General features: G+C 64.0%; 21 protein-coding genes and 1 tRNA gene. 15 read left to right on the top strand and 7 right to left on the bottom strand.

Annotated features, from left to right (window positions below):
- The first annotated feature begins 25 nt into the window (after nucleotides 1-25).
- Nucleotides 26-532, top strand: coding sequence for a hypothetical protein (locus HUTA_RS03625; protein WP_015788505.1), 507 nt, complete (start codon nucleotides 26-28; stop codon nucleotides 530-532).
- A gap of 40 nt (nucleotides 533-572) precedes the next feature.
- Here HUTA_RS03625 and HUTA_RS03620 read toward each other — a convergent pair whose 3' ends face one another.
- The 4 genes from HUTA_RS03620 to HUTA_RS03605 all read right to left on the bottom strand — a co-directional run bounded on the left by HUTA_RS03620 (nucleotide 573) and on the right by HUTA_RS03605 (nucleotide 2,185).
- Nucleotides 573-1,055, bottom strand: a complete 483-nt coding sequence (locus tag HUTA_RS03620; protein ID WP_015788504.1) for a halocyanin domain-containing protein — start codon at nucleotides 1,053-1,055, stop codon at nucleotides 573-575.
- A gap of 76 nt (nucleotides 1,056-1,131) precedes the next feature.
- On the bottom strand, nucleotides 1,132-1,431 hold the full coding sequence (locus tag HUTA_RS03615) for a DUF7521 family protein (RefSeq protein ID WP_015788503.1): 300 nt from the start codon (nucleotides 1,429-1,431) through the stop codon (nucleotides 1,132-1,134).
- 101 nt (nucleotides 1,432-1,532) lie between these two features.
- Nucleotides 1,533-1,811 carry a DUF7521 family protein gene (locus tag HUTA_RS03610; RefSeq protein ID WP_015788502.1) on the bottom strand — a complete coding sequence of 93 codons (279 nt, stop codon included), beginning with the start codon at nucleotides 1,809-1,811 and terminating at the stop codon, nucleotides 1,533-1,535.
- Nucleotides 1,808-2,185 carry a winged helix-turn-helix domain-containing protein gene (locus HUTA_RS03605; protein ID WP_015788501.1) on the bottom strand — a complete coding sequence of 126 codons (378 nt, stop codon included), beginning with the start codon at nucleotides 2,183-2,185 and terminating at the stop codon, nucleotides 1,808-1,810. The genes HUTA_RS03610 and HUTA_RS03605 overlap by 4 nt, the downstream gene beginning before the upstream one ends.
- A 422-nt stretch (nucleotides 2,186-2,607) precedes the next feature.
- Here HUTA_RS03605 and HUTA_RS03600 point away from each other — a divergent pair, with 422 nt between their 5' ends.
- The 4 genes from HUTA_RS03600 to HUTA_RS03585 all read left to right on the top strand — a co-directional run bounded on the left by HUTA_RS03600 (nucleotide 2,608) and on the right by HUTA_RS03585 (nucleotide 5,951).
- Nucleotides 2,608-2,865 carry an Htur_1727 family rSAM-partnered candidate RiPP gene (locus HUTA_RS03600; RefSeq protein ID WP_015788500.1) on the top strand — a complete coding sequence of 86 codons (258 nt, stop codon included), beginning with the start codon at nucleotides 2,608-2,610 and terminating at the stop codon, nucleotides 2,863-2,865.
- A complete protein-coding gene (locus HUTA_RS03595; protein WP_015788499.1) occupies nucleotides 2,862-4,067 on the top strand; it encodes a TIGR04347 family pseudo-SAM/SPASM protein in 1,206 nt (401 codons plus the stop codon). The genes HUTA_RS03600 and HUTA_RS03595 overlap by 4 nt, the downstream gene beginning before the upstream one ends.
- 85 nt (nucleotides 4,068-4,152) lie before the next feature.
- Nucleotides 4,153-4,839: a PHP domain-containing protein gene (locus HUTA_RS03590; RefSeq protein ID WP_015788498.1), complete on the top strand. Its 687-nt coding sequence runs from the start codon at nucleotides 4,153-4,155 to the stop codon at nucleotides 4,837-4,839.
- A 2-nt stretch (nucleotides 4,840-4,841) separates the two neighbouring features.
- On the top strand, nucleotides 4,842-5,951 hold the full coding sequence (locus HUTA_RS03585) for an asparagine synthase C-terminal domain-containing protein (protein WP_015788497.1): 1,110 nt from the start codon (nucleotides 4,842-4,844) through the stop codon (nucleotides 5,949-5,951).
- Nucleotides 5,952-6,894: 943 nt separating this feature from the next.
- Here HUTA_RS03585 and HUTA_RS03580 read toward each other — a convergent pair.
- Nucleotides 6,895-6,966: transfer RNA gene (locus HUTA_RS03580), tRNA-Ala, on the bottom strand.
- Between the two features lie 182 nt (nucleotides 6,967-7,148).
- Here HUTA_RS03580 and HUTA_RS03575 point away from each other — a divergent pair.
- The 5 genes from HUTA_RS03575 to HUTA_RS03555 are packed head-to-tail and all read left to right on the top strand — an operon-like array spanning nucleotide 7,149 to nucleotide 10,539.
- Entirely contained in the window at nucleotides 7,149-7,715 is a 567-nt protein-coding gene (locus HUTA_RS03575; protein WP_015788496.1) for a DUF7287 family protein, read from the top strand.
- Entirely contained in the window at nucleotides 7,715-8,344 is a 630-nt protein-coding gene (locus HUTA_RS03570; RefSeq protein WP_015788495.1) for a DUF7288 family protein, read from the top strand. Before HUTA_RS03575 ends, HUTA_RS03570 begins: the two co-directional genes overlap by 1 nt.
- On the top strand, nucleotides 8,332-9,300 hold the full coding sequence (locus tag HUTA_RS03565) for a DUF7261 family protein (RefSeq protein WP_015788494.1): 969 nt from the start codon (nucleotides 8,332-8,334) through the stop codon (nucleotides 9,298-9,300). The genes HUTA_RS03570 and HUTA_RS03565 overlap by 13 nt, the downstream gene beginning before the upstream one ends.
- Entirely contained in the window at nucleotides 9,297-9,797 is a 501-nt protein-coding gene (locus HUTA_RS03560; protein ID WP_015788493.1) for a DUF7266 family protein, read from the top strand. Before HUTA_RS03565 ends, HUTA_RS03560 begins: the two co-directional genes overlap by 4 nt.
- Nucleotides 9,790-10,539 carry a DUF7289 family protein gene (locus HUTA_RS03555; protein WP_015788492.1) on the top strand — a complete coding sequence of 250 codons (750 nt, stop codon included), beginning with the start codon at nucleotides 9,790-9,792 and terminating at the stop codon, nucleotides 10,537-10,539. The genes HUTA_RS03560 and HUTA_RS03555 overlap by 8 nt, the downstream gene beginning before the upstream one ends.
- Nucleotides 10,540-10,584: 45 nt before the next feature.
- On the opposite strand, the gene HUTA_RS03550 is transcribed toward HUTA_RS03555, so the two are convergent.
- On the bottom strand, nucleotides 10,585-12,126 hold the full coding sequence (locus HUTA_RS03550; RefSeq protein WP_015788491.1) for a DUF7289 family protein: 1,542 nt from the start codon (nucleotides 12,124-12,126) through the stop codon (nucleotides 10,585-10,587).
- A gap of 301 nt (nucleotides 12,127-12,427) precedes the next feature.
- Between HUTA_RS03550 and HUTA_RS03545 the strand changes: the two genes are divergently transcribed.
- Genes HUTA_RS03545 through HUTA_RS03530 form a run of 4 tightly spaced genes read left to right on the top strand, consistent with a single transcriptional unit; the run spans nucleotide 12,428 to nucleotide 14,892 of the window.
- A complete protein-coding gene (locus HUTA_RS03545; RefSeq protein ID WP_049941168.1) occupies nucleotides 12,428-12,892 on the top strand; it encodes a 30S ribosomal protein S15 in 465 nt (154 codons plus the stop codon).
- The gene (locus HUTA_RS03540; RefSeq protein WP_015788489.1) at nucleotides 12,893-14,041 is read left to right on the top strand and encodes a hypothetical protein; all 1,149 of its coding nucleotides are present in this window, start codon (nucleotides 12,893-12,895) and stop codon (nucleotides 14,039-14,041) included.
- The gene (locus HUTA_RS03535; protein WP_015788488.1) at nucleotides 14,034-14,279 is read left to right on the top strand and encodes a KEOPS complex subunit Pcc1; all 246 of its coding nucleotides are present in this window, start codon (nucleotides 14,034-14,036) and stop codon (nucleotides 14,277-14,279) included. Before HUTA_RS03540 ends, HUTA_RS03535 begins: the two co-directional genes overlap by 8 nt.
- Nucleotides 14,272-14,892, top strand: coding sequence for a 30S ribosomal protein S3ae (locus HUTA_RS03530; RefSeq protein WP_015788487.1), 621 nt, complete (start codon nucleotides 14,272-14,274; stop codon nucleotides 14,890-14,892). The genes HUTA_RS03535 and HUTA_RS03530 overlap by 8 nt, the downstream gene beginning before the upstream one ends.
- A gap of 39 nt (nucleotides 14,893-14,931) precedes the next feature.
- On the opposite strand, the gene HUTA_RS03525 is transcribed toward HUTA_RS03530, so the two are convergent.
- Nucleotides 14,932-15,366, bottom strand: coding sequence for a plastocyanin/azurin family copper-binding protein (locus HUTA_RS03525; RefSeq protein WP_015788486.1), 435 nt, complete (start codon nucleotides 15,364-15,366; stop codon nucleotides 14,932-14,934).
- Between the two features lie 130 nt (nucleotides 15,367-15,496).
- Here HUTA_RS03525 and HUTA_RS03520 point away from each other — a divergent pair, with 130 nt between their 5' ends.
- Nucleotides 15,497-16,204, top strand: a complete 708-nt coding sequence (locus tag HUTA_RS03520) for a protein sorting system archaetidylserine synthase (RefSeq protein ID WP_015788485.1) — start codon at nucleotides 15,497-15,499, stop codon at nucleotides 16,202-16,204.
- The last annotated feature ends 114 nt before the right edge of the window (nucleotides 16,205-16,318 follow it).

Genomic DNA, 16,318 nt, shown 5'->3' with positions numbered 1-16,318 from the left:
CGAATCGCTTACGTTCGATCGAACCATGTCGTGGCGCAGTCGTTTGCAGGGTCGCCAGACACAGTTTTACATCGAGTTCCTCTACGGCTTCCTGTTTATCGCCGGGTTCGCGCTGCTCATGTTCCAGTTCGATCCCCGCGTCGCGGCGTTCGAAGGGGGGCTCGTGATCGGCTACATCCTCCGCGTCTGGGAGAAGATGTCCATCTACGAGCGCATCATCGAAGAGCGTGTTTCGGAAGCCGCGGAGTCCCAGGTCGAGGCCGAACTCGACGAACAGGTTCCCGAGGAGGTCCAGACCGAAGTACAGGAACAGGTGCCTGCCGAAGTCGAGACGGAATTCGACGACCAGGTGGAGGCAGAGGTCACGGATCGGGTCGAGGAGCAGGTTGTCGATGAAGTCGAGGCGGAACTCGAAGCACAGGTCGCCGACGAGGTCGAAGCTGAACTCGACGAACGTCTCGACGATGACGGAACGACGGCGGACGGGGAAGCGGACACGGCAGCTCCCGGCACGGATCGACAATCCGAGTGAGGGACACGAGTCCTGTCGTCGTCGCGTCCCGTCCGGAGCCTCAGACGACGATCACCGCGCCTTTCATCCCCTGGATCTCGTGGGGCTCACAGACGTACTGATAGGCCCCTGACTCCTCGAAGGTGTAGGCGTAGGTCTCGCTACTGCTGGTCACTGCCGGGCCGCTGTACAGCGGTTCACGGCCGTCAGGTGAGGCCACGTTGTGCGTACTGCCGCGTCCCGTCCACTCCCAGACGACCGTCGTGCCGGGGCTGACCGCGACGACAGCGGGATCGAACGCCCAGTAGCTCCCGTTCCCGCGGGCACCGACGGTGACGGAGACTTCCTCCGCGTCAGTTCGATCCACGCCGGTCCCGTCGAAGTTGCTCGTGTTCGAGAGATACTCTTTGACGTCGTCCGGAACGTCAGTGTACTCGGGATAGTCACTCTCGGTTGATTCGGCCGGTTCGTCGCCCGAGCAACCGGCCAGTGATCCACCAGCAATGCCACCGATAGCAGCGAGTACTGCCCGTCGTTGTACCATGTGGGTCACCTACGGAGTGCCGGGGTGAAAACCGCGTCGCTCGCGAGGGGATCACTGGTCGCTGTCGCGGCGCGGCTCAGGGAGTGACACCGCCGCCTGTGTCCCCGACGTACAGCGCGTAGAGGACGACGAGAAAACCGACCGCGGTGAGGCTACTCTCGACGCCGATACAGACGTCGAACTCGATAAAACCGAGTTGATACAGGAGTCCCCCGGCAAGTGTGCTCGTCGCGACGAGTCCAAGGCCGAGCGTGAGCGTCCGCAGGGAGGGAGAGCCGGTGCGTCGATAGGCCTGATAGGCGAGATACGTGAGGATGCCGGTACATCCCAGGACGATCACCTCGGCCACGGTCACGATAGCCACGCTGCTTTCCATTATCGGCCCTTGTCGGTGTACTCCGCCCGCTGGCCAAATATAAACCGCAGTCAGTTACCACCTCTTGGGAACGTCTCACAGAACGTCGGGGTTGACGACACTCAGTCGGTGGCGTACAGCGAGTAGACGATGACGATGAACCCGCTGGCCGTGAGCCCGGATTCCAGGAGGAGACTCTCTTTCAGCCCAAGCGAGAAGACGATATTCCCGGCACCCGCGAGAAATGCACCGAGTGTAATCACCCCGAACCCAAGTGCCAGTGCGCCCAGCGACTGGGCTTGGGTCCGCCGGTAGGCCCGGTAAGCGAGAAACGTTATCAGTCCACCCAACAGCAGGGTGAGCGTTTTCAGTGCGATGACGGTTATCGAGTGTGGACTCATGTTTCTTTGCGTACCTCCGACCACAGGGTTTCGAGGCGCTCGTCGGCCGTCTGGGCCCGACGGGCGATCTGGACTTCGCACTCGCGGTCGTCCGACAGGCCGACGATGACCTCCTCAAAAGCGACCTCGTAGGTGCTCGCGTGCTGGCCGTCGGGCCGGATCTCGACGCCCTCGGTCAACAGCGAGGCTTCTGTCAGCAGGTCGAGTTTCCGGTAGGTGGTCGACAGCGGAATGTCGCTCGCGTCGGAGATCTCCGAGGCGGTCATGGGTTCGTCGAGTTCTTCGACGATCCGCCGACACTCCGGATCGTCGAGTGCGTCCAGGACGGCCTGTAGATCAGGAGATTCGTCGGCTGCGAACGGATCCCGGACCATTTCATTCCGACCCTCCCCGTCCTGTCGGGAAAACGGATCCGGAATGGATGGGGACGGCGCGCGTTCGTCGAGACCGGTGCATGTCTTCGAGTCGGCGCTTCACCGGAATTTGTGTTTCGGTTCGGCTTCCGCTCCAACCGCTTGCGGCGATCGCCAATCAGTGTCGTCCTCAGCCCCTGGAACCCCAGAATACGCTTCCACGGATTTCGCGTCCTCGCCCGAACCGCTTTCCCGGTCACCGCCCGTCCAAAAAGTATCGAACTTCTGAGCTAAATGGGGCAGAAAGCGGACAATATTGCTGATTGTTTGCTGGCGTTCCTCCGTTAGAGTGTTTCTGTCCCGTCCATCAAAGCGATCTCTCGCGTTCCCAGTACGTGGGAATTCACAGGATTGGTTTGTAGGTTCGTAGAGAAGAACGACCGATGACAGCTAATGCGGACGGTCGACCCGAGGCGATCGACCAACCGCGCGGTCGAGACTCCCGCGAGTGGGAAGTGTTCGTCCGCGAAACGGTTGAGGACCCGCTCAGACACGTCGGAAGCGTCACGGCCGATGAGAAAGCAACTGCCCGCGAGCAGGCTGAATCACTCTTCGGTGACGTCGTTACCGTCTGGCTCTGTCCCGGGAGTGCAGTCGCCCGATATCCCGATCCGGAACTCCTGCCGGGTGAGCGTGTATGATTCCAGTCAGTGATCTACTGGTCGGCGTCGGGGACGACGAATCCGGTGGTGCTGGAGCGGATGGGGCGGCCAGCGAACAGTCCTTGGCACCCGATCGATCCCAGCCAGTCGTCGTCTGGCATGTGACTGGCGCGAACAATCTCGATCCCGAATACGGGTACGATACTGCCGGCCCGGGCCACGGCGACGGCGAGTTGACCACTGGGGAGGCGACGGCCGTCATCGACGATCTTGCCGGCTACGGCGTCGCTGCGATTCGGTTTGCCGGTGGCGAGCCGCTATTGCGCGACGATCTCGAAACGCTGATCGAACGAGCCAGCGAGGCCGGTCTTCGGACGGAACTGTCGACCAACGGTACCCTACTCACTGACGAACGGGCCGAGTCGCTCCGGGACGCCGGACTCGATGACGTTGATGTCGCCATCGACGGTTTGCCGGACCATCACGACGAATTAGTCGGTCGTGAGGGGGCCTTCGACGATGCGCTCGACGGCATTCAGGCTGCCCAGGACGCGGAGCTCGATCCGGGCGTTCGGTTTACGCTGACCGAGACCAACGCCACGGATATGGAGGAACTCGTCGATATGCTCGCTCTCCAGGGTGTCGAGCGCTTCCGCTTTCATCACTTGGAGTACAGCACACAGGACGACGAGCTCATGGAACTCGACGTGGATCACGATGCCCAGCGACGTGCCGTCCGGCGGGTCTGTGATATCACGCTGGACGCCCACGACCGCGGCCACGACGTCGAGACGCTGCTCGACGGCAATTGGGCTGACACCGGCTACATCTATCAGTACGCACGTGAGGAACTGAGTGAGGATCGTGCCGCGGCGATCCGCGAGCGACTCGCATCTGTCGGCGGCGATCCAGCGGGCGACCGTCTCGCCGACATCGACTACCAGGGCAACGTCCACCTCACCCCGTACTGGCAGTCGTACTCGCTTGGCAACGTCCGTGATCGCCCCTTCAGCGCCATCTGGGAGGACGAATCCAACCCCCTGCTGGCGAAGCTTCGGGACCGCAAGGAGCACGTCCCGGACCGGTGTCCGAACTGTGAGTACTACGCGATGTGTCGTGGCGGTTCCCGTCACCGGGCACTCGCGGCCGAGGGCGACGTCTGGGCTCGCGATCCCCAGTGTTATCTCACCGACGAGGAGATCGGCCTCGACGCCGATACTTCCCCCTCTTCTGCCGACTGACGCCCTATCGCTTTTCCGCGTGACATTCCGGTGATTTCCACCCGGGATCGGGGTGCTTTTTGTACTGCCCCCTGTACCCGGGAGTGTGCTTTCGGTCGAGTTGCACGCCCATTCGTCGCTGTCGTACGATGGACGGGATGGTGTCGAGAAACTGCTCGCCAGGGCGGCAGACGCAGGACTCGACGCGCTCGCGGTCACGGACCACGACGAGATCGCAGCGAGTCTCCGAGCCGTCGAACTGGCTCCCGAGTACGGCCTCCTCGGCATTCCGGGGATGGAAGTGACGAGTGCCGCCGGGCACGTCCTTGCCCTGGGTGTCGACGAGAAGATTACGGACGGGCTTCCGTTCGGGACGACGCTCGACCGGATTCACGACCAGGGCGGGGTCGTGGTCGTCCCGCACCCGTTCCAGGAATCGCGTAGTGGCGTCATGGCGAAGATTTCGCGCGCGGAGTTGGCGCGAGCCGACGCCATCGAAGTGTACAACTCGCGGTTACTGACCGGTCGTGCCAATCGACAGGCCCGGACCTTTGCCCGCGAACACGGGATTCCACAGACCGCCGGCAGTGATGCTCACATCAGCGAGATGGTCGGCCGGGCCGTCACGCTCGTCGAGACTGACGAGCGGTCGGTTCCGGCGATCCTCGAGGCGATCCGTGAGGGACGGACCCACATCGAGGGTCGCCGAACGCCCTGGCACATCAGCTTCCGACAGGCGGCCGGCGGAGCCAAGCGCAAGTTTCGGGAGCGGCTCGCCTCGCTGCTTGAGTGACGATGGTTTCCGTCCCCTCCGATCCGTCACCATCGAGGCTCCAGGGTGCCGATCCGGACGTTGTCCGCGCGGCGATCGAGGCAGGCGATCCCTTGCCCGGCACCCGTGGGTTTGCTGGCCGACTCGACGGGCGACTCGTCCGGGACGTCCTCGGGCGCTACCCGCTGTTCGTCGAACGCGATAATCCGGACAGCTGGTCGTTCGAACCCGGCAAACTGGCCGACCCGGTTCCCGTTCCTGCCGGCACCGTCCAGGACGGCGAGACCGTCACGCAATGGTGGTCGCTGCCACAGCCATCGCCCCGGAGTGGCCGACGGGCGGTCGACGCCGTCCGCTCGGCTCTGGACACCGCTCTTGATGCCGTCGAGACGGACGGGCTCGCCGTCGCCTTCTCGGGGGGCGTCGACTCGGCACTCCTCGCGGCCAGACTCGATGTCCCGCTATACGTTGCTGGGTTTCCCGAGAGTCACGACGTCCGGGCGGCTCGGGAAGCCGCCGCACTGCTCGACGCCGACCTCCGCGTCGTGGAACTCGATCACGCACTCCTGGAACGGACGGTTCCGGACGTCGTCGCGGCCACGGGGCGGACGAACGCCATGGACGTCGAGATCGCCGTACCGCTGTATCTCGTCGCATCTCGGGCGGCGACTGACGGGTTCGACCGTCTGGCCGTTGGCCAGGGAGCCGACGAACTGTTCGGCGGGTACGCCAAGGTCGCCAACGCGCCGGAGCACTCTCGCGTCGGGGCCGACACGGTTCGGGGTGCGCATCGCGAGGGACTCGAAACGCTCCCGGACCAGTTAGAACGCGATATCCTGGCGATTCGTGCGGCTGGTGTCGAACCTGTCGCGCCGTTGCTCGACGATCACGTCGTCGAGGCCGCGCTTTCTCTCCCTGGCCGCTTGCTGGTTTCTCCTCGGGGAGATCGGAAGTACGCGTTTCGACTTGCCACTCGAGCGTGGCTGCCCGATCGGATCGCCTTTCGCGAAAAGAAGGCACTCCAGTATGGCAGCCTCGTCGCGCGCGAGCTCGACCGCCTGGCCCGCCAGGCCGGGTTCAAACGCCGCATGGACAACCACGTCACTCAGTACGTGGAATCGCTGAAAGGATAAGAGAACGGCGGACCGGACGAATCGGGGGGTATCGAGCCATCGGGGGAGAAGGCTCGACACATCACGTGGCAATTGACGCGGCGTATCGCCGGGGGCAATCGTCCGATCCAATTACTTCATGTAGGAGGTTACTTGTAAAACTTTGGTATATATCCTATTATGTGAATAAGTATTCAATCACTGGGTTTCGGTGTCTCTAACGAGGAATTTCGAGTGATAGAGTCAGTACCGAACCGTTATGTATCTTCTACGACGCCGTTCGCCACATTTTGTCGAGAGGAGTGTTCCCTGAGTATCACTATGTTGGGGCGGGCGACAAACGGCCCAACGTGCTCTTCCAGCTCACAATGACTGGAGGCGGTATGTCTCGGTGGCCACTACTCGACGAGATCACTCCGGTAATCGCTGGGAAGTGTTTCCCGGTCGTTTCGATCGTGACTTCGCCCTTCCGGAGGCCCCAACGGATCGTCTCCACTGTTCTCGGCGCTGGGACTGTTCTCATTCAAATCCCGCCTCGAACAATCAGAACAGCGTCGCTCGCGAGTTTGCGAGCGACAGAACATATGGACTCACCGGAAGACTTACTTCGTTCGTCTTCCGAGCCCTCGCTCGCCTTCTTCGCGCGGCGAGCCGCGCGAATGGTCCGAGGGAGCAAGCTCCCTCGCTACTCGCGAGGACGGCGGGATTGAGCGAATCCGGTGGATTCGCGAAGGTCGCCGAGGGAACGAGACGAACGAAGTGAGTCGAGTGGACTCGGCGGGATTGAGCAAACCCGACGGGTTTGCGATGTTCGGCGAGTCCACTGGCTGAGCGGAGTGCAACGAAGCGAAAGAAGTGGACTCGGCGGGATTTGAACCCGATGGCGAGACTCGCTACGCTCGTCTCGCGTGATTCAAATCCCGCCTCGACCATTCTCGCTTCCTCGAAAACTCGGTCGCTCCGATGGACTCGGCGGGATTTGAACCCGCGGCCTTCCCCGTGCCAGGGGGATGATCTACCGCTGATCTACGAGCCCGCGTCGACATCGGTACGTTTCCGGTGTGTTTTCTTAAACCCATCGAAGCGACAGTGGTTCCGCCAGTCCCCCTCCGTTCGGTCGAACGGCCATAATAGCTTTGACTGCTCGCCCGAAATGATCGGGAAGCCGTCGACTCGACCGACCGGCTGTCGCAGGCACCGGTCGACCGGCAGTGAACAATGTTTCCCCAGAAACTATCCCCCGAACGGTCATCGTCACGCGATCGCGGGCAGACGACGCTGGATTTCGCGTTCGGGGTCAGTATCTTCCTTCTCGTGTTGGCGTTCGCATTCACGTTCATCCCGGGAATCCTCCAGCCGTTCGCGGAGGGAACGGCCGCCGAGACGGTCGGGGCCAACCGGGCGGCGGATACGCTCGCCGAGGGGACGCTCGGTGATCCAGCCACCCCGTACGTACTCAATACAACCTGTACTGTGGGATTCTTCGACACCGGCGTTCCGAGCGGCTGTCGGTATACCGGCTCGACCGCCACCGAGCGGCTGTCGATCGGTTCGTTCCAGGACGTCAACGTCACGCTTCGGGGCTCGACGTCCGGGACTGACTACAGCCTGCTTTGCTGGAACGGTACCGCCCTCACGGAGGCCGACTCACCCAACTGTGGGACTGGCGACAAGCGACTGGCGACCGGTGATCCGATTCCCAGCGTTTCGATCCCGACGATCACCGCCAGACGCGTTGTCGCTATCGATGGAACGACTGCCGTCATTCGGGTGGTGATCTGGTAATGTCGACTGGCGCCGACCGGCGATCCCGGCGAGACGCCTGCGACGGTCGACGAGGGCAAGCCCACACGTTGGAAGGGATCATCGCTGGCTTGCTCGTCCTCTCCAGCATCGTCTTTGCCCTGCAAGTGACGGCGGTGACACCGCTGTCGGCAAGCACGTCGAGCCAGCACATCCAGAACCAGCAGCGTGCGGCGACGGCTGGCGTGCTCGCGTCGGCCGCCGAGAGTGGAGCGCTCGAACGGACTGCCCTCTACTGGGACGAGAGCGGCCCGTCGTTTCACGATACCGGGCCCCGTGGCAGGTACGCCTCGGCACCGCCCACTGAGTTCGGCACACTCCTCGAAGAGACGTTCGACCGCCGGGGGATCGCGTACAACGTCTACGTGACGTTCGCGATCCCCGGAGACGACCAACGTCGTATTCAGATGGTCTATCAGGGAGCGCCCAGTGACAGCGCCGTTCGGGTGAGCCACACCGTGACGCTGACGGACGATGCCGCCCTCAGAGCTGCCGACGGGACGCCGACGACAACGAACGTCTCGGAGACCGACTCCTTTTACGCGCCGGACGTGAGTCAGACTGGGCTGTACAACGTCCTCAGCGTGGAGGTGGTCGTGTGGCGGATCTGATCGGCGAGGCACGCTCCCGGGACGACCGCGGACAGATCGTGCTCCTGGTCGGGTTCACGCTGGCCGTGCTGTTCGTCGCCCTGGCGTTGATCCTCAACTCGGCTATCTACGCGGAGAACCTGGCGACGCGAAGTGAGACCGGGGCCGGCGACGGCCCGATTTCAGTACGGAACGAGGTCCAAAGCGGGACGGCATCGATACTCGATTTCGTCAACACGTACAACAACACAGCCGCCAGTCACGTCACGGACAACCTGACGGCGGCCGTCGAGGACTACCGTGAGATCGCCGGCAGACGGGCCGCCGTCGATGGGCGACTGGTGAACGTGTCCATCGAGTCCATCGCGATGGGGAGTCGACTCGGCCAGACGAATGCGACGCGAAACCTGACGCGCCGGGACGGGACGGCGAACTGGACGCTAGCAAGCGGCGTGCACGCGCGTTCGCTCGTCTTCGATATCGAGGACAACCGGACGTCGAGCACCTCGTGTTCACCCGGCGGCAAGTGCTTTCAGCTGAATGCTACGTCCGGAGGGGACGTCTGGCGGATGGCCGTCTACGAGAACTCGACCGACATGGTCGTCGAGGTCGAGGGGGTCGATGGCACAGTCGCCACCTGTAGTCCATCCCCGGACGGGTCCACGCGGGCGAGTATCGACCTCGCCGCGGGGACGATCGACGGCACCGCGTGTCCGGCGCTCCGAACGTCCATGCCTGGCCCGCCATACGATCTGGAAGTGGTCCATGGCGACCTGGCTACGGGCACCTTCGAGGTGATCGTCGACGACGATACGATCGCAACCAGCCCCGATCCGGATCGCTATTTCGGACCGACTGCGTCGGAATCGCCACGCGTAACACACGCCGCGTATGCGACCGAGATTCGGATCACTCAGCGCAGTGAGCGCATCGTCTACAACGGAACGGTCCGGGTCGCCCCGGGTGAGTGGCCGTGAGCGAGGGCGCTGGGTTCTCCGCCACCCAAACGCATGCCGACTCGACCGCAGGGAACGAGCGGGCTGTTTCGACCGCGTTATCGTACGTCCTCGCCCTGGGCATCACGACGCTGTTGGCAACTGGGCTCATTTTGGCCGGTGGCGAGTTCGTCACCGATCAGCGCGAGCGCGCCATCCAGACGGAACTACAGATCGTCGGCGAACAGCTGGCCAGTGATATCGAACGCCTCGACCGCGTCGTCGCCGCGAGCCCGTCCCGGATAGACGAAGGACAGATCAGGCGGGATCTACCTGAGAGCATCGCCGGCGAACCGTACGTCGTTGAACTCACGAGTGGCCCGGACCCGGCTCTGGAACTCCGAACGAAAAACCGGGACATGTCAATCACCGTCCCCATCCACAGTTCGACGGCGATCGGGCCGAGCGTGGCGGTCGGCGGTAGCGTGGTGATCCGCTACGACGACGGCGACGACGAGATCGAGGTGGACAATGCCTGAGACACCACTGGACGATCGCGGGATCAGTGACGTGATCGGGTACGTGCTCGTGTTCGCGCTGATCCTGGGCGCAGTCGTCATCGTCTCGACGACCGGTCTTTCGGAGCTTGCGGATATCCGGACGAACGAGCAAATCGACAACGCCGAGCGGGCGTTCGACGTGATCGCCGAGAACCTGGGGGACGTCTACGCGAGCGGCGCGCCGAGTCGCGCGACCGAGATCGACCTTGCCTCGGCCAGTCTCTCGCTCGGGACGCCGATCACGATGAACGTCACGAACGGATCGACGACGCTGCTCCGCCAGCAGATCACGCCGATCGTCTACGAGGGTGAGGCGCGATCCCGGATCGTCTACGAGGGTGGCGCTGTCTTTCGGACGCAGGACGATAGTGGCGTCGTGCTCCGTGAACCGCCAGTGATCACCGCTCCCGATGGCGTCCACGTGACCGTCGTCGGTACGCGATCTCGGCAGGCAGATTCCGTCACCGGCGGAACCGTCCGCCTCAGAAGTGAGCGTGCTTCGGCATTTCTGGCCGAGTACGGGACCGAGGACCCCCTCTGGCTCAACGTCACGTCACCGCGCTGGGAACAGTGGGAGACGGCCTTGCAGCGGCCGGGCGTTTCGTGTCATTCCGGCGGTGTCACTCCGAGTGATGTCGTGGCTTGCAATCTCACTGCCTCGGGGGTACCCACGCGTGTCGCCGTTTCGGTCGTCAGGATCGACGTCTCTATTTCGACCTGAACTGGGTCTCCGGCCCGTCTCTGTTCACGGGCGCAATTACGGCTCTCACTCCAGGGCGATGTCGATCTCGTTTTCGGTGATGTGGAGGAAGGTAAGATACTCCGCCGACGTCGCGGAGTCAAACGAGAGCGTGCCCGTCGAGGCGCTCTCGTCGACCCGACTCGAACCGCCGGGCCCGTCTGTCACGGTGAGATCGTACTGTGGTCCCATCAGTCCGAGGTAGTGGTCGACGAGCAGGCCGAGATCGGCCGTCCCGCCGACGGATTTTTGACCTGGGTCGACGCTGTGAATGTCGAGCGTCTCGGTCGGGCCGGTGATCGATTCGCCGGTGATCTTCGAGCCGAAGTACCACTTGTTGGAACTCCCACTGACGCCCGGCATGTCCTCGATGTCGTCGTACGTCATCGTGATGTCACCGAGAAGATCGGCTTTCAATTCCCCGCTCGGACACGAGATCGAAACGTCCGAGTTCGAGTTCGGATCGATCGTTTCGTTTCGCCACTCCTCGTGATAGTACTCGCTTCCGGTGTCGTTGAAGTAATAGACGCTGAGCCGGAGCTCACCGTCGAAGGATCCGCTCTTGCATTTCCCGGGATTTGACGAGTGAAAGTGAACTTCGACGCCCTCGTTGCCCTCGTCAGCGTACAGCGACCAGTGTAAGTTGCCGTAGTGACCGTCCGGCGCGAGCGTGAGTTCGAAGTCCGTCAACGGGTGGTCGGCGGCGATCCCTTGAACAGGCAGGGCATTCCCGTCCAGTGGCACGTCGAAGTCCCCGATGCTGCCGCCGATCGTCTCGAGTTCGAGGCGCACCGACTGGTTGGACTTGAAAATCTCGATATCGCCGTCCGTTCGCTGATTGAAATACCGCGCCCAGCCCAGGTAATACCGGCTCTGGACGGTGATCTGGACCGATCCGTTGCGGATCGCGTTCGCGTAGGCTAACTCGTTGCCGGCACTGTTGGGGTCATAGGGTGCCCCAACCTCGCTGGACCCGTCAGCTGTCGCGGATTCGTTCGGGAATATCTTCCGAGCACGTTCGCGTGGTTCGACAACCGCTCTGGGGCCGCCGCCCGCTCTGTCGACGGCAGTGTTTGCCAGCCGGATGATCGGCAGCGTCAGCGTCGCCGAACGGTAGTGAAACTCCGGCGGCGACAGCAGCAGACTGCCCCCGTTCGCTCCGCGCCGCCAGACGCCGCCACCCTGGTAGGCGATCTCCGTCTCGCCCGATGTGAAAACCAAGGCTCCGAGCGTCTCGTTGTATATCATCTCCGTGCGCCCTTCGTTGCTGTAATTGTAGTGGGTGATCTGGATCCGTCCAGCATCCGGCTGCACCTCGTAACTGCCTTGACCAGTCCCGAAGTCGACTGCCTGGGCGTCGGCGTCGCCGAGCCCCACCAGCGCCGCGCGCGAGTCGAACAGCGTCATCGAATTGATGGCGCGCTCGACGCCAACCTGTTGTTGAGTCCCCGTCAGTGCGGTTGTCCCAACCACCCCGAGAATGCCGACGCCGGCGACCACGAGCCCGAGCAACAGCACTGTCCCAAGTACTTCCGACTGGGATCGCTCGTCGGATCCGGGGAATATCATCACTGAGAATTCGAGGTGCAGGCGTATAAGTCGAGTGGCCGTTCGAGTGTGCTCCCGGTAGCTGCATACCTTTCGCCTGGGACTGAAGTAGAAACCGTTTAGTGGCCGACTCCCGAGTGATCCTACGGGAACACACGATCGCAAATCTGACGCGTCGCGCGGGTGACACTCACCTCAGGCCTCTTTCGCCGTGCGCGACTTGGGATTGCGGACGTGTCCGGCCGGGATCGGCGACCCGACCAGTCGGTCGCGTCGGTCGATCCGGCCACACGTGGCGGTCTCAGGTGTTCCAATTCAGACCATGGCACGAATGCATACACGCCGCCGCGGCTCGTCCGACTCGGACAAGCCAGTGGCAGATGACCCACCGGAGTGGAGCGACGTAGACGAAGACGACATCGAGGAGCGCGTCGTCGAACTCGCCGAACAGGGCCACAGCCCGAGCGAGATCGGCGTCAAGTTGCGCGACGAGGGCGTCCAGGGCACACCGATCCCGGATGTCTCCCTTGCCACCGGCAAGAAGGTGACCGAGATCCTCGAGGCGAACGACGCCGACCCCGAGATTCCGGAAGATCTCCGGAATCTGATGGAGCGGGCCATCCGTCTCCGGGAGCACATGAACGACAATCCCGGCGACGCCCAGAACAAGCGCGCCCTCCAGAACACGGAGTCGAAGATCCGCCGGCTCGTCGACTACTACCGCGGCGACAAGCTCGAGGCGGACTTCACCTACAGCTACGACGTCGCCGTTTCCCTCCTCGAATAGATGTCCACCACCGGTCGCCAGTCGGGTGAGGGCGCTCGCGACGCCGCCAGTCGCCTCCGCGAGGCTGGGCTCGTCCACCTCGCACCCGTAGCGACCGGTGACGCCATCGCCGCGACGGGCGTTCTCGCCCGCGCGCTCGATGCGATCGGCGTCCCATTCCAGATCAGCGTCGTCCAGACGCCAGCGGACGCCGCGCGAGCGACCGAAGCGGATCGAACGGTCACACTCGGCCCGGCGAGCCAGGATGCAGACCTGACGCTCGGATCGGATCGACCCGCGAGCGTGGCGGCCTTCGGGGTCGCCCGCTCGCTCGATGCGCCGACAACCGACGCGACCGACGTCGTCGCACTCGCCGCGGCGGGCGTCGTTGCTGCGGGTGACGAGCCGACAGGCGCGCTCGCCGACGCACTCGAAGAGGCCGATATCGAGCGTCGACCGGGCGTGGCCGTCCCGACGGCCGACCTCGCCGATGGGCTCGCCTATTCGACGTTGGTACACGCGCCGTTTTCGGGCGATCCCGAAGCGGCCCGAGCGACACTCGCCGAGCGTGACGCTCTCGACCCGAAAGACGACGAGGCGCGTCTCCGCGCGGCGTCGATCGTCGCGCTGACGGCTGTCGAGGGTGCGGACGCCGACTCCCGGGCAAGCGAGGCAGTCGAGGATGTCCTTCGACCGTACGCAGGTGGTCCGCTGACGACCATCGGCGGGTACGCCGACGTCCTCGATGCCGCCGCTCGCGAGCAACCCGGCGTTGCGGTCGCGCTTGCACTCGGTCACGAGCCAGCAATTGAAGGCGCGCTGTCGGCCTGGCGGACCCACGCTGAACGAGCCCACGACGCCGTCCGGGACGCGACCGTTCGGCGACACGCGGGACTCGTCGTCGCGGAGACTGCGGGGCCGACCGGCACCGTCGCTCGGCTCGTACGGGATTTCCGCTCGCCCGAACCACTCGCGCTCGTCGCCGACGGCGACCGCGCCACACTGGCGGCGATCGCCGACCACGACGCACGCGCGATCCTCGACTCGGCGACGGCGTCGATCGATCACGCCGAAGCGGTCGCCGGTGACGCCGACCGGGCGCACCTGACTGTCTCCGGCGCAACCGAGACGCTGGTCGCGGCCGTTCGCGAGGTGATCGCCGATGAGTGAGCGCCGGGCGACGATCAGGACGACCCACGAGGACGAAGAGACGGCGACGCAAGTCGCGGCGGCACTGGCACCGGACAACACCACGGAGATGACGACGACAGTCGAGGAACGGACCGTCGAGACGACGATCGACCGGGAGACGACTCCTGGCCTCGCCGCGACGGTCGATGACTACGTCGTGAACCTCTCCGTCGCCGTACAGCTATCGAACGAGAAGACACACCCTACTCATGAGTGAACGATCAGTATCACGACAGACACAGGAAAAGCGGTGGTACACCGTGCTCGCGCCCGAGGAGTTCGGCCGCGAGGAACTCGGCACCACCCCTGCAGACGAACCGGAACAGGTGCTCGGCCGGACCATCGAGACGACCCTCGGTGACCTCCGGAACGACGCTGGCGAGAACAACACGAAGCTGACCTTCCGCATCCGCGATATGGGCAGCGACACGGCCTATACGGAGTTCATCCGACACGAACTCACGCGGGACTATCTGCGGAGTCTCGTGCGCCGTGGCTCCTCGAAGGTCGAGGCCTACGTCACCGTGCTGACGACGGACGACTACCGCGTCCAGATCCAGCCGGTCGCGCTGACGACCAAGAAGGCCGACGCGAGCCAGGAGCAGGCCATCCGCGAGCAGATGGTCGAGATGATCGAGGAGGCGGCCGAGGAACGGACCTTCGACGATCTGATCGACAGCGTCGTCGAGGGTCGGCTCTCGAGTGCGATCTACAACGAGGCGAAGACGATCTACCCGCTTCGCCGCGTCGAGATCCAGAAGACGACGCTCGAAGCCCATCCCGAAGAAGTCGCCGAAGAGGAAGAGACGAGCGTCGACGTCGAGGAATAACGCCGTTTCTGCTTCGGTTTCGGTTGCAATGACTGGCGATCAGCTGTCCGCTTCTCCGACGTCGCCCACGAGGATCACGCCGGCCATATTGCTCGATTCGTGCGGGATGCAGACGTACGAGTAGCGGCCAGGTTCTTCGAAGGTATGTGAGAACGTTTTGCCGGCGTAGATCGCGCCGCCGCCGCTCTCGTACCACGCGTCGCGGGCCCCCTGTTCGGTCTCGTAACCGCCGGAGGCGAAGTACTCGGTTCCGTCGGGGAGCGTGTTTTCGTATGCCGTGACGGTGTGGGCGTGGGTGCTCGTGTTCTTCCAGACGACCGTTGTTCCGGGCTCGACGCGCAACTCGGCGGGGAGGAAGGCGCTGCTCGACATCCCGATGTCGTGGTTCCCGCTGTCCGCGCCACGTCCGAGGCAGCCGGCGAGGCCGGTCGCGAGGGCTCCCGTCGTGGCGAGGAACGTCCGCCGGTCGATCATATCGCGTCTTCGGTCGAACGGAACAAAGTCTTCCCGGTTGCTGTCGCCCCTGCCGGAAGGCACGGGTCGAGCAGTGCGTCCTGCCGGGAGAGATCGAACCGACTAAGGCGACGCTCGCCAACGCCAGGGTATGCAATTGCGGCCGCGATTCCTGGGCCGACTCGGTCTCGCCGACGTCGTCACCGTCGCCAACGTCGTGGTCGGGTTCGTCGCGATCATCGTTGCCCCCCTGGATCCCGCCCTGGCCGCACGGCTCATCCTGTTGGCAGCGATCGCGGACGGCCTCGACGGACTGATCGCCCGCTCGTACGGCTCGACGCCGGTCGGCGAGTTCGTCGACTCACTGGCTGACGCTGTCTCTTTCGGCGTCGCCCCGGCCGCCGTGGTCGTGAGCCTGGCGGATGAGACTGTCCACCTCGACAGCGTTTCGAGCCTGCTGGGTTCCGTCGAGGCCGCAGTGGTCGTCGGGGTCCCCGCGTTGTTCGTGACTGCCGCGGTGATCCGGCTGGCGATGTACACCGCCTACGATATCGAGGAGCGCGTCACCGAAGGGGTCCAGTCGACGCTTGCTGCGACGGTGCTTGCGGCCGCAGTGCTCGCCATCGACCTTCCGGCGTGGTGGCTGGTCGGCGCGGTCGGCGTCCTCGCGTACCTGATGATTACCCGGATCCCCTATCCCGACCTCCGGACCCGGGATGCGTTGAGCATGGGCGTCGTCCAGGCCGGTGCGGTACTCGTTCCCGGGATTGCCTCCCGGGTGTTTCCGCGCCTTCTCCTCACGGTCGCGCTGGCGTACCTGCTGCTCGCCCCGCGATTCTATCCGCGCGTCGAGACGTGAGCGGCTGGCCAGCGGGCAATTCGGAAGCACGTCATCCAGCGGCTCTCCACAGCTGCTTCTCATACCGTGATTCCGGCCAACTATGGCGGGAAGGGAAACGCTCTTGGCCGCCAC

This window comes from Halorhabdus utahensis DSM 12940 (genome assembly GCF_000023945.1).
In the GTDB taxonomy this organism is placed as follows: Archaea; Halobacteriota; Halobacteria; order Halobacteriales; family Haloarculaceae; genus Halorhabdus; species Halorhabdus utahensis.
The sequence above is the reverse complement of the archived record's forward strand: the minus strand, read 5'-3'. Positions and strand labels throughout refer to the sequence as shown.